This is a genomic window from Neobacillus sp. YX16 (assembly GCF_030123505.1).
GTDB lineage: Bacteria > Bacillota > Bacilli > Bacillales > Cytobacillaceae > Neobacillus.
In genome coordinates this window covers 3,705,123-3,717,129 of the sequence record NZ_CP126115.1, presented here as the reverse complement: position 1 = coordinate 3,717,129, position 12,007 = coordinate 3,705,123, and the positions used below count along the sequence as shown (strand labels likewise).

Annotated in this window: 11 protein-coding genes and 1 pseudogene; 9 read left to right on the top strand and 3 right to left on the bottom strand. The window is 36.9% G+C overall.

Translation table 11 applies throughout. The annotated features are described in order from the left end of the window. Positions 1–152 precede the first annotated feature (152 nt). Together rbsK and QNH48_RS18070 are read left to right on the top strand one after the other, a co-directional pair. A complete protein-coding gene (gene rbsK / locus QNH48_RS18075) occupies positions 153–1,073 on the top strand; it encodes a ribokinase (RefSeq protein WP_283951430.1) in 921 nt (306 codons plus the stop codon). Further along, positions 1,073–1,984 carry a nucleoside hydrolase gene (locus tag QNH48_RS18070; protein WP_283951429.1) on the top strand — a complete coding sequence of 304 codons (912 nt, stop codon included), beginning with the start codon at positions 1,073–1,075 and terminating at the stop codon, positions 1,982–1,984. Before rbsK ends, QNH48_RS18070 begins: the two co-directional genes overlap by 1 nt. Before the next feature lie 187 nt (positions 1,985–2,171). On the opposite strand, the pseudogene QNH48_RS18065 reads toward QNH48_RS18070, so the two are convergent. After that, a pseudogene (locus tag QNH48_RS18065) lies at positions 2,172–2,270 on the bottom strand (LysR family transcriptional regulator); the annotation flags it as partial. A gap of 379 nt (positions 2,271–2,649) precedes the next feature. Between QNH48_RS18065 and QNH48_RS18060 the strand changes: the two are divergent. Next, positions 2,650–3,459, top strand: a complete 810-nt coding sequence (locus QNH48_RS18060; protein ID WP_283951428.1) for a uroporphyrinogen-III synthase — start codon at positions 2,650–2,652, stop codon at positions 3,457–3,459. 226 nt (positions 3,460–3,685) lie between these two features. On the opposite strand, the gene QNH48_RS18055 is transcribed toward QNH48_RS18060, so the two are convergent. Then, the gene (locus QNH48_RS18055) at positions 3,686–4,141 is read right to left on the bottom strand and encodes a YfmQ family protein (RefSeq protein ID WP_283951427.1); all 456 of its coding nucleotides are present in this window, start codon (positions 4,139–4,141) and stop codon (positions 3,686–3,688) included. 413 nt (positions 4,142–4,554) lie between these two features. Here QNH48_RS18055 and QNH48_RS18050 point away from each other — a divergent pair, with 413 nt between their 5' ends. The 5 genes from QNH48_RS18050 (at position 4,555) to QNH48_RS18030 (ending at position 9,822) form a co-directional block, all read left to right on the top strand. Next, positions 4,555–4,986, top strand: coding sequence for a MarR family winged helix-turn-helix transcriptional regulator (locus QNH48_RS18050; protein WP_349655095.1), 432 nt, complete (start codon positions 4,555–4,557; stop codon positions 4,984–4,986). 91 nt (positions 4,987–5,077) lie between these two features. Further along, entirely contained in the window at positions 5,078–6,034 is a 957-nt protein-coding gene (gene opuFA / locus QNH48_RS18045) for an osmoprotectant update ABC transporter ATP-binding subunit OpuFA (protein ID WP_283951426.1), read from the top strand. Beyond that, positions 6,027–7,562 (top strand): osmoprotectant update ABC transporter permease/substrate-binding subunit OpuFB, encoded by a 1,536-nt coding sequence (gene opuFB, locus QNH48_RS18040; protein ID WP_283951425.1) that lies wholly within the window; start codon positions 6,027–6,029, stop codon positions 7,560–7,562. The genes opuFA and opuFB overlap by 8 nt, the downstream gene beginning before the upstream one ends. Before the next feature lie 21 nt (positions 7,563–7,583). Then, positions 7,584–8,549, top strand: a complete 966-nt coding sequence (locus tag QNH48_RS18035) for a zinc-binding alcohol dehydrogenase family protein (RefSeq protein WP_283951424.1) — start codon at positions 7,584–7,586, stop codon at positions 8,547–8,549. Positions 8,550–8,739: 190 nt separating this feature from the next. Beyond that, positions 8,740–9,822 carry a multidrug effflux MFS transporter gene (locus QNH48_RS18030; RefSeq protein WP_349655094.1) on the top strand — a complete coding sequence of 361 codons (1,083 nt, stop codon included), beginning with the start codon at positions 8,740–8,742 and terminating at the stop codon, positions 9,820–9,822. Between the two features lie 121 nt (positions 9,823–9,943). Here QNH48_RS18030 and gltC read toward each other — a convergent pair whose 3' ends face one another. After that, entirely contained in the window at positions 9,944–10,855 is a 912-nt protein-coding gene (gene gltC, locus QNH48_RS18025) for a glutamate biosynthesis transcriptional regulator GltC (RefSeq protein WP_283951423.1), read from the bottom strand. Positions 10,856–11,259: 404 nt separating this feature from the next. Here gltC and QNH48_RS18020 point away from each other — a divergent pair, with 404 nt between their 5' ends. Beyond that, positions 11,260–11,910 carry an NAD(P)H-binding protein gene (locus QNH48_RS18020; RefSeq protein WP_283951422.1) on the top strand — a complete coding sequence of 217 codons (651 nt, stop codon included), beginning with the start codon at positions 11,260–11,262 and terminating at the stop codon, positions 11,908–11,910. Positions 11,911–12,007: the final 97 nt, after the last annotated feature.

Here is a 12,007-nt window from a genome sequence, read left to right as displayed (position 1 = left end):
TATAGTATTATCGGAACATTAAAAGAATCAAATATAATAGGTAAAATTAAGTAAACAACTGATATGGAAAATAAGTCATTTAATGACATAATTAGTCATGTTTAGGCAAATTTAGTAGTATGTTCCAAAAAAAGAAAAGGGATGATGGGGATATGACTGGAAGGAAAATAACCATAATTGGAAGTATTAACATGGATTTAGTCACTAGTACAACTCAAATACCTAAGGTTGGAGAAACTGTGTTAGGTCATTCCTTTCATACCATACCGGGTGGAAAGGGTGCTAATCAAGCTGTGGCCGCAGCACGGCTTGGTACTGATGTAACGATGATTGGCGCTGTGGGGAACGATTCTTTTGGTAAAACACTAGTGGAACATTTAACAAATGAAGGAATAAACACAGAAAGTATCCTGAAAGTTGAGGATAACTCTACTGGAATTGCATCTATTATTTTATGGGAAGGTGACAACAGTATTATTGTCGTTCCCGGAGCAAATAACCATATAACTCCGGAGGTAATCGGAAGACATGAAGATAAAATCATAAATAGCAATATTCTTTTAGTACAATTAGAGATTCCCCTTGAAAGTGTCAATAGAGCCGTAGAACTTGCGAAAAAGCATGGGATTCGAACGATATTAAATCCGGCACCTATTCAAAAACTTCCGAAGGATTTACTAGAGATGGTGGACTTTGTGACACCGAATGAACATGAACAGGCATTGCTGTTTGCTTCCATAGATGGGACAGATCAAGAATTAGAAAAATTAAAGGAAAAGTGTATTGTAACAAAAGGATCCAAGGGAGTTTTGATTTATAAAAATGGTGAAAAAATAGAAATTCCAAGCATCCAGGTTGAGGCTGTGGATACAACAGGTGCAGGTGATTCATTTAACGGTGCATTGGCGACTGCTTTATGTGAGGGGCTTGAGATCGAAGAGGCATGTCGGTTTGCCAATGTTGTTGGGGCAATCTCCGTTACGAAGCTAGGGGCACAAACTGGAATGCCAACCAAAAAGGAAGTCGAAGAATTTTACAAGTACATAAATCATCTTAAATGGAGTGAGTTATAATGAAGCCAGTTATATTGGACGTGGATACGGGTATAGATGATGCTTTGGCTATTGCCTATGCATTAAATTCTCCGGAGTTAGAAATCATCGGTCTTACAACATGCTTTGGGAACAGCTCTATTGAAAATACAACTCGTAATACATTAGTAGTCTTAGAACAGCTAGGAAAAACCGTCCCTGTATATTCAGGGGCAGATAAACCTCTAAAACGAGCTAGAAAAAAATTTCCTACACATGTTCATGGTGAAGATGGACTAGGTAACAAATTCGAAAAAGCTCCGGTCAGGGAAGCAGAATCTGAAGGTGCTGTGGAATATATCATTAGCGAAGTGAAAAAGCGTCCACACGAGATCACGATTATTGCGGTCGGGCCACTTACGAATCTGGCGCTCGCAGTTCAAAAGGAACCAGAAATAGTCTCTCTTGTAAAAGAGGTAGTTATCATGGGTGGTGCTGTTTTTGTAAAGGGTAATGTCACTCCATATAGCGAAGCAAATATAATATCCGACCCTGAAGCAGCAGATAGTGTGTTTTCATCTGGGTTACCAGTAACTGTTGTAGGTCTTGATGTTACTATGCAGACACTATTACCAAATGCAAGATTGGCTGATTGGCGAGCCTTGGGTACGGATGCGTCCCATTTTTTTGCAGATATGACCAGTTTTTATATGCAATCATATGAAAAATTCCACCCAGGTATTGGTGGCTGTGCCCTACACGACCCTCTTGCTGTTGGTGTTGTAATTGACCCTGGTTTCGTTAAGATGGAAAAATGGAATGTTAAGGTTGTCATAGAAGGGGAAGAGTACGGGAGAACCGTAGCGCACTCTGAAGGTGAACACAAAATTCAAGTCTGTACTCAAGTAGAAGCAGACATTTTTTTAAACCATTTTCTAGGCCGACTTTTTTAGCTACTAATTTATGGAGAGAACAGAAGACACATTAAATTCTGTGGATTTTATATCCAGAGCTAATTAATGTGTCTTTTTATTCTCTATCGTTCTGTTCAAATGTAGTCGGATAGCTTTCCAGATTACAACGTATGGCTCTGCGGGTGCATGATGGTTTTTCTGCTTTTTAAACTCATTCAATCTTTCAGCTAATGGCAGATTGGGCAATAGGCAGCGCATTTGCTGCCTCTGTTACATGCTCTCTTTTTGCTACTTCCAGAAAATATTGAATTTGTCGCGTCTCCATTTTATTACCACTCCAAGTCATGCGTTTAATGCATGTATTGTATCAATGATATAGTATTAAAGTGAGTAAGCCTTGATATTCAATAAACACTTCTGTCTGATGGCTCTCTTTTAGGAAAACATCGCAAATTAAAACCAACTCAAGACCGGATGTTTTTAAATTGTTAGTAAACAAAGAAAAGCAGGAAAGTACAATTTGGATGAAATGACAAAATATCGTCCGATATTAAACCGTTATCTTTATAAAGGAATTGGGTTTTTTTACATATTGAATTGAGGTGACAGAGAAGCTTAATTCTTAGCAAATCTGAGTCCAACCTAAAGCATTTAGAAACGGTAATTAGTTAGTTAACCATTATATATAGAAAGAGGGCAGCTGAATGTCAAAAGGATTGATGGGGAAACGGGTAGCTATAGGTGCTTCCCGGAAAACGGATGAGATGAGTTTACTTATTGAAAAACAGGGTGGAATTCCAATTGTCCGGCCGCTTCAAGGAACTGTATTTTTGGCGGAAAAAGAGGTCGGACCGAATCTGAATAAAATCGTAAAAGAGGGTACAGATTGGGCTGTTTTCACTACGGGGATCGGTATGGAAACGTTGTTGGATATAGCAGAGAAGCAGGGGATTAAACAGCAGTTTATAAACATAATCAAACAAGCCAAGATTGCTTCGCGAGGATATAAGACACTTTCGACTTTAAAAAAACTTGGAATTAATCCGGAAGCCCAAGATGAAGATGGTACAACTAGAAGTTTAATTAGATCCTTGGAGAGATTTGATTTTACTGGAAAAACAGTAATGGTTCAGCTTCATGGTGAAAAAGCGCCGTCCTTAATTAAATTCCTTGAAGAAAAAGGTGCAGATGTAACATTGATTCTCCCATACCAGCACATTCCACCAGAAACAGAAACCGTTGCAACATTATGTGAAGAGTTGTTGCAAGAAAAGGTGGATGCAATTTGTTTTACTACTGCCATTCAAGTCCGTTCTCTTTTTAATTTTGCAAGGGAGAAGGGATGTGTAGACAGCCTTTTAAAATCTATTAATAGGCATATACTCGCGGTTGCAGTCGGAAAAGTTACTGCGGAGGCTTTAAGAGAAGAGGGAGTTGAGAAAATGCTAGTCCCTGAACATGAAAGAATGGGTGCGATGGTTATGGAGCTATCCCGATACTATCGTAGTCATTAGGAATTGAGGTTCTTTATATATCACTGTCTAGATTTATTGTACAACAAAATTAAAAACTACAAAAACGCAAGCATAAGCTCTTGCGTTTTTTCAATTATTCTTTCCTATTGCCATCTTGCAGACTTTGATAATTCAGTTAAAGCCCATATAAGGTGAAACATAAACATGGAAATACAAATGGGTAAAACGATTAATAGATTTTTTCCGTACCCATATCATGCTTGTCTTATATAACATCTTTAGTCATTACCTTGGCAGATAAAGTGAATTTTTGTAGATTATCAGACCTAAGATTATAGGCTACAACTTTCTTATTGTATTGCTTGACTACATAAACGTAATCTGCAAAACAATAAACCAAGATCTTACTATCTTTTTTTCCTCTTTTTACGTTAATAACAAATGGAGTAACGTTTGTCTCTGGATGTAAAAATAATTTTTCTTTGCCTGGAAAGATATCAAATTGTTTTAAAAAAGTTGCTTCATTAAAATAGTCAATCAAACGATTTTTTTCTACCTCTTCTAAGTGCTTTCCAATATAAGTTACAGTAACATCTTTTGAATTAAGTTTTGGATGAAGTGCAAATTTACTAAAAATCCATTCCACAACTGCACTTGGAGGACTCATTACCATTTTAATAATAATTCCAAGCACTACCGAAAGTGCAATAGTCCATGTCATATCTTATCGACTCCTTTTGCCATAATCTCTGGTTACTAATTTACCTGTAGGTTCTCGTTTCAATCTTTTACATTTAGATTATCCACAAATATCATAAGGTAATTTTTCAAGTAACGAACCATCCAATTCACAAGGATTATTGCCAACCACTTGGTTTGCAGGTACGCCTCATTTACCCATCTAATTTTTCTTGAAGCAAAAGAATCTACGTAACGAATGGGTGACATACCTTTTTAAAGCAACTAAAAAAGATCCTGATAATGAATGTTGATCAATATAAAAACAGGTGTCAAAAACTCTTTGTAGGAAAAACTACATGGAATTGACACTTTTTTGTTTAACTCATTTTTTATATTTCTATAGGAACAAAAAGTTAATTTATTCACTTGAAAATGCATAGACATCTATGTATAATGAAAAACATGATAAAATATGACACAGCATCAAAAGTTGGAAAAATTAGAGACGCAGTAAATAATTTGATTTTGTCGGAGCTTAACAAACACGGTGTGAATGGTATCGCCCCATCTCATGGGGATATTTTAGTCTGTCTTTACTCACAAAATGGATTATCCGTGAAAGAACTAGTTGAAAAAATTCATCGTACTCAACCGACAGTAACAGTATTAATTGATAAGTTACAGAAACTAGGGTTTGTAGAGAGAATAAAGAGTAAGGAGGACAGCAGAATAACTTTAATCAATCTTACGGAAAAGGGAACCCAGCTCGAACCATTATTTCGTGAGATCTCAGAAAAAATAAACACTGTCATTTATGGCGGTTTAACAAACAATGAAAAAGAACAGGTGGAACAGTTGTTGGAAAAAATCCTAAAAAGATTTTAAATTATTTTGAAATAATATATAGACATCTATGTAATTGGAGTTTTTACAAAGGAATCTTAGGGTAAACAAATGCTAAAAGAGGAGAGGTAACATGATTCGATTTGAACAAGTATCAAAACAATTCCCTAGTGGAACCTTTGCCGTAAAGTCTTTAGATTTTGAAATAAAGAAAGGCGAATTTTTTGTTTTAATCGGACCTAGTGGTTCTGGTAAGACAACCACATTAAAAATGATTAATCGCCTCATCGAGTTATCAAAAGGCTGGGTTTGGATTAATGGGAAGAAAATAAGCGACTATGATATCAATGAACTTCGTTGGAATATTGGCTATGTTCTTCAACAAATTGCGCTTTTTCCACATATGACAATTGCTGAAAATATTGCAGTTGTACCGGAACTAAAAAATTGGGACAAAGAACAGATTACTGCTCGTGTTGATGAATTGCTAAAAATGGTAGGTCTTGATCCAAAAGAATATAGAAATCGAAAACCAAGTGAACTTTCTGGCGGACAACAGCAACGAATAGGTGTAATAAGAGCTTTAGCTGGTGACCCGGAAATCATCTTGATGGACGAACCGTTTAGTGCACTTGATCCATTTAGCCGGGAGAAATTGCAGGATGATATGCTTGAAATTCAGCGTAATCTTAAAAAGACCATTGTTTTTGTCACACATGATATGCAAGAAGCTTTAAAGCTAGGAGACCGTATTTGTCTGATGAAAGATGGAGAAATCGTCCAAATTGGAACTCCAAACGAATTCTTAATGAACCCTGCGAATGATTTTGTACGTGAATTTGTTGGCAGACGGAAATTATCGATTAATTTGAATAAACTTATTACACCTGTTCCAGCAGGAGAAGGGTTTTTATCTGATACTAAAACCATTTCCTTATCAACTCCAGTAGATGAGTTATTAGAACATCTAGCATCGTTCGAACAAATTTCTGTAGAGGAAAATGGAAAACCAGTAGGGATTATCTATCGGCAAAACGCACTTAAGGTCATGTCTGAATATTTGAGAGAAGGAGGTCATATTCATGAGTAACCTGTTAAGTGTATTATCTGCCAGAAAGTCTCAACTTCTAAACGCACTTTTGGAACATATAGAAATATCATTAATCGCGCTTTTTTTCTCCTTAATTATTGCAATACCATTAGGTATATATTTAACTCGTAAGCAACGGATAGCCGAATATATCATAGGCTTTACAGGGGTTTTACAAACCATTCCTTCTTTAGCATTACTTGGTCTATTAATTCCACTATTTGGAATAGGGAACATCCCTGCTATTATTGCGCTCGTCGCTTATGCACTGCTTCCCTTGTTACGCAATACTTATACTGGTATTAAAGAAATAGATCCGTCTTTATTGGAAGCTGCAAGTGCGATGGGGATGAACGGGAGGAAAAGACTGCTTAAAGTCGAGCTTCCATTAGCAATGCCTGTCATTATGGCTGGTGTTCGAACCGCTACTATTCTCATTATCGGTACTGCAACAATTGCAGCACTGATTGGGGCAGGTGGATTAGGCGATATCATTTTGCTAGGAATTGACCGGAATGATTATTCTCTTTTAATCTTGGGAGCAGTGCCATCAGCGCTTTTAGCTATTATTTTTGATCTTTTGCTGCGAAAACTTGAAGGGATTTCTTTCAAAAAGATGATAGTCGCCACTGGTGCCTTTGCATTGATTACCATCCTAATCATTGGTTCGATGGTGGGTCCGACTCTTCTCCAAAAAGAGCAAAAGACGATTATTATCTCTGGTAAGTTCGGTACAGAGCCGGAAATTCTAGACTATATGTATAAATTGATGATAGAAGAAAATACAGACATACTCGTAGAGTTAAAGCCAGGTTTAGGCTCTACATCATTTGTTTTCAATGCATTAAAATCGGAGGAAATTGATATTTACCCTGAATTTTCAGGAACTGTCATTTCTGATTTATTGAAGGAAGACTTAGTAAGTACAATCAGAAAAGATGTATTCAAACAGGCAAAAGAAGGGATGGCTAGGGAATTCAATATGGTAATGCTCGCCCCAATGGAGTACAACAATACCTATGCATTAGCTGTCCGGAAAGACTTTGCAGAACAATATCAATTGAAAAAGATTTCCGACCTCGTGAAAGTTCAGCAACATGTAAAAGCTGGATTTGACCCTGAGTTTGCGGATAGAAAAGATGGGTATCCTGGTTTGTCACAAGAATATGGATTAAATTTTGATTCCATTGCAACGATAGACCCATCCGTTAGGTTTCAAGCCATAAATACAGGTAAGCTAAATCTTGTTGCCGTTTATTCAACAGAAGGTGATATTGAAAAAAATCATCTGGTTGTCCTAGAAGATGACAAAAATTTCTTCCCTCCATATCAAGCTTCACCTTTATTAAGAGAGGAAACGATTAATCAATACCCGGAAATCGTACCTGTATTAAACAAACTTTCAGGTAAGATTACAGATGATGAAATGCGGAGAATGAATTATGAGGTTAGTGTCGAGAGGAAAAGCGCAGAATCGGTTGCTAGAGATTTCTTAATAAAATCAGAACTGTTAAAAGAAAATCACTAGATCAAAGGGGGATATTTGAGAATGAAAGCAGTTGTATTGGAAAAACCCTGTAGAGCAGATGAATTAGTTATACAAGAAGTACCCATCCCTAAAGTGAAGCCGGGATGGGTGCTGGTGAGAATTAAAGCCTTTGGTATCAACCGGTCGGAGATTTTTACCAGACAGGGGGATTCACCGTCTGTAAAGCTCCCCCGAATTATTGGAATTGAATGCGCCGGAGAGATTGTAAATCCATCAGATAGTTCTTTTCAAATAGGTCAACGGGTTGTATCACTAATGGGTGGTCTTGGCCGCGAGTTTGATGGGAGTTATGCGGAGTTTGCCCTAATCCCATCATCTCAGGTTTATCCTATTAATAATGATATGGATTGGGTAAAGTTAGCAGCCATTCCTGAAATGTATTACACGGCATTTGCCTCCCTTTTTGATACAATGCGGCTGTCGGAAGGGGAAACTCTTCTGATCCGCGGAGGCACAAGCTCCGTAGGTCTGGCTGCGCTACAACTTGCTAAAAGTGTAGGTGCCACTGTCATTACGACTACCCGAAACACAAATAAGCTAGAATTTTTAAAAGAATATGGTGCCGATTTTGTGTTACTTGATGATGGAAGTTTATCAGAACAAACTTTCTCACTTTTTCCAAATGGCGTGAACAAAGTCTTAGAACTGGTTGGCACGTTGACAGTTAAACATTCGCTGAAATTACTCGGAGAACATGGAATCCTATGTATGACAGGTATCCTGGGCGGTGAATGGGTGTTGGAAAACTTTGAGCCAATGATGGATATTCCTTCTGGTACGTATATTACTCAGTTTGATAGCGGAATAAATTTTAATAAAAATTTACTGGTTGAAGTATTCGACCATATTGAACAACATAAAATTAAAGTGCCTATTGCACAGGTTTTCACGATTGATGAAATCCATAAAGCTCATTTATTAATGGAAAGTAATGCAGCTAACGGAAAAATCGTTGTTGTAAATTGAAAATGTCGAGTAATGCTATGATTTGAAAATATAGTTAGGAGCTGTATGGAATTGGTTTTAAAGTCGAATAAATATTCGCTTCCTTTCGCTATCCTTTTAGCAGTATTTTCTGGAATTGGTCCGTTTACGATCGATATGTATTTAGCGTCATTTCCTAATATTATAGGCTATTTTGAGACAAAAGGCTTCTATGGTCCAAGCAAGCTTGACCTCATGTATTTTAGGAATCGCATTCGGTCAAATTATCATGGGTGCATTCAGTGATGTTCATGGCAGACGTAAACCTTTATTGATTTCTATGATTGTGTATTCTCTTTCTTCTTTCGCTTGTGCTTTTGCACCGAACATTACTGTATTTATAATTTTGCGCTTCATACAGGGATTTGCAGGTTCGGCTGGGATTGTTATTTCTCGTGCAATGGTTCGTGATTTATTCAGTGGTATAGAACTGACAAAGTTTTTTTCACTCTTAACAGTCATCGGTAATCTAGCTCCGTTGATTGCACCGCTTGCAGGAAGTGCCATCATTTCTTTTAATTCTTGGGTAGGTATATTTATCTTTTTGGGTTTTTTTGGGATCTTATTATCAACTTTAACAGCATTGAAAATCAAAGAAAGCTTACCTGCAGAACGTCGTGTTTCTAGTGATTTTATGGGGTTATTACGCAATTTTAAAGATTTGTTAAAACATAGGGAATTCATGGGATACGCTCTTGTTCAGGGTATATTGTTTTCCGGGGTTTTTGCCTACATTTCCGGAGCTTCATTTATTTATCAAAGTATTTTTGGCGTGACACCGAAAGTGTTTTCAATGCTTTTTGCATTGAATGGCATTAGTTTAATTCTAGGGGCTCAAATTGTGAAACTATTAGCAGGGCGGATAAAAGAAGATAGTATTCTTCTTATTGGCCTTGCACTAGCTTTTATATCTGGGACGATTGTCTTAATCGAAGTCTTTTTGCATGGCCCGTTAATGATGTTAGTCATTCCACTTTTCTTTTTAAACGCAGCAATTGGTATTACAGGTCCGACTTCTTTTACATTGGCGATGGAATCACAAGGGCATATTGCTGGAAGCGCCGCTGCACTCTTGGGTGTTTTGCCAACTTTATTAGGTGCCGTTACTGCCCCACTTGTAGGGATTGCAGGTGAATATTCTGCAGTACCATTCGGAATTATTATTTTCACAACAAGCTTGTTATCTATCATCGCTTATGTAGCTCTAGCTAAAAATGCCAAAACATCACCTCTTTCCAAAAAAATGCGGGCATAATAAACGACGAACTAAAGAGGCTTTGGTTGAATAAGCAGAAGAACAAAATGACTCAATTCTAATGAACTGAGTCATTTTGTTAATTTAGTTGCATTTTAAACGTAAGATCATGTTTTGAAAATTACTTTTTAAACTCATTCAATCTTTCATAGGTTTCAATAAGAAAATTATAAAACAACTCTTCAGTGGGAAGTAGGTTACGTTCGGTCGGGTAGATAACACCGACTGTTCGCGTGAGTCTCGAATCTGAAATCGGAATAACGACGGTAGATCGTGGTGTGTTATCTACCAATGTCATCTCAGGCATCAAGGCTACACCCAAGCCTGCAGATACTAACCCTTTTAATGCGTCAATATCTTTCCCTTCGAATGCGATATTTGGTGAAAAACCCACTTCGTTACAGGCTTGAACAACTTGTTCACGAAATACAAATCCTTCAGGAAGAACGCAGAAGGGGTCGTTTTTTAAATCCCGTAATCGAATGGATTCCCGGTCAGATAATGGATGATGAAGAGGGATGAGTGCCACGATATTCTCTGTGAAAAGAGTGTCCCCTTTAATCTTTTTTTCTTTTTCCAGATTTGGCATGGGGGCAATCATCGCCAAATTAAATTGACCATTTATAACACCGTCTATCAAATCATAATAAAGGGCATTGCTCATTTGAAATTTTGCTTCGGGGAAACGAGTACGAAAAGAATAAATAATGTGAGGCAAAGTATGGGCTGCCATGCTAATCGGAAAAGCAATTCGAACGGTCCCTTTTTCAGGATTTAAATATTCTCTAATTTCTCTCTTTGAATCCTCCATCAAATACCACACTTGTTTAATCCGTTCATAAAAAATTTTTCCTAGAGGGGTTAACTTTACACTCCTTCCCTCACGAATAAAAAGCTCTACACCTAATTCCTTCTCTAAATTGGATATTTGTCTGCTAATGGCAGATTGGGCAATATGCAAGGCATCTGCTGCCTCTGTTACATGCTCTCTTTTTGCTACTTCCAGGAAATATTGTATTTGTCTCGTCTCCATTGTTTACCACCCCACCTTCATGCGTTTAATTCATGAATTTTATCAAAAAAATCCGAACAATGAATTACTAAATTATATATTGCAAACACATTTTAGAAAAGGAATTATGCAAATATAAAAAAGTTACAATCCTGGAAGGAGAGAACTTGCGATTAGCTCTTTTAAATTTATATGCTGCAGTTTAGAGTTGAAAATAAATAGAAAAAGGCTATTTATGATGCTAGGATTCTTTTAAAAAATGGAGGGGATTTTTTTATTTAGACTTTCGCTTGACTTATACTAAGCTTTAACTTGTATCATATTAAGAAGGGGCTTCAACTATAGGTCCCTCTTTACTACCCTAAATTAGAACAAACGCAGAATTTAATTTCAGAGTGACTATATTTAACCATAAGGAGAATAAAATGCACGCATTATTAATAGGAGCAACGGGAGCGACAGGTAAAGACTTGCTGGATTTATTGTTAAAAGACGATTCTTATCATAAGGTAGATATTTTTGTAAGGCGTAATTTGGATATCCAACATGAAAAACTAAAGATACATATTATTAACTTTGATATACCAGAACAATGGAAGCATTTAGTGAAGGGCGATGTTTTATTCTCGTGTTTGGGAACAACCCTTAAAGCGGCGGGAGGTAAAGAAGCTCAATGGATAGTGGATTACGATTATCAATACCAGTTTGCAAAATTTGCCAGACAAAACAATGTGAATAATTATGTATTGGTATCTTCTGGTTTTTCTTCGCCTAATTCTCCCTTCTATTATACTAGGATGAAAGGGCAGTTAGAAGAAGCTGTAAAGGCTCTAGGTTTTTCAAAGTTAACAATCTTTAACCCGCCTGTATTGATACGAAAAAATAGTGATAGAACTGCTGAAGTTGCCGGATTGAAAGCCATACAGTTTTTTAATAGAATAGGAATTTTTCGCTCACAAAACCCTCTGCCGACAGAAATATTGGCTCAAGCCATGATAAATTCCGCCAAAACAAAAGAATACGGCATTTTTACACTAAAAGGTAAAGCGATATGGAAATGTGCCGAAACCAATTAAAATGTCTGAGGGTATTAAAATATTTTGCATATAATCTCTAAGCTTCAGTTACTATTGAGGCTTTTTTTTATACAATCTAACCTGTAGCTTTATATTT

Bases quoted from the DNA above. Each gene is read 5' to 3' on its own strand.
- QNH48_RS18050 (WP_349655095.1), top strand. From the start codon at position 4,555: ATGAAAAACATGATAAAATATGACACAGCATCAAAAGTTGGAAAAATT.
- gltC (WP_283951423.1), bottom strand. From the start codon at position 10,855: ATGGAGACGAGACAAATACAATATTTCCTGGAAGTAGCAAAAAGAGAG.
- QNH48_RS18030 (WP_349655094.1), top strand. From the start codon at position 8,740: ATGGTCCAAGCAAGCTTGACCTCATGTATTTTAGGAATCGCATTCGGT.
- opuFB (WP_283951425.1), top strand. From the start codon at position 6,027: ATGAGTAACCTGTTAAGTGTATTATCTGCCAGAAAGTCTCAACTTCTA.
- QNH48_RS18020 (WP_283951422.1), top strand. From the start codon at position 11,260: ATGCACGCATTATTAATAGGAGCAACGGGAGCGACAGGTAAAGACTTG.
- QNH48_RS18060 (WP_283951428.1), top strand. From the start codon at position 2,650: ATGTCAAAAGGATTGATGGGGAAACGGGTAGCTATAGGTGCTTCCCGG.
- QNH48_RS18055 (WP_283951427.1), bottom strand. From the start codon at position 4,141: ATGACATGGACTATTGCACTTTCGGTAGTGCTTGGAATTATTATTAAA.
- rbsK (WP_283951430.1), top strand. From the start codon at position 153: ATGACTGGAAGGAAAATAACCATAATTGGAAGTATTAACATGGATTTA.
- QNH48_RS18070 (WP_283951429.1), top strand. From the start codon at position 1,073: ATGAAGCCAGTTATATTGGACGTGGATACGGGTATAGATGATGCTTTG.
- QNH48_RS18035 (WP_283951424.1), top strand. From the start codon at position 7,584: ATGAAAGCAGTTGTATTGGAAAAACCCTGTAGAGCAGATGAATTAGTT.
- opuFA (WP_283951426.1), top strand. From the start codon at position 5,078: ATGATTCGATTTGAACAAGTATCAAAACAATTCCCTAGTGGAACCTTT.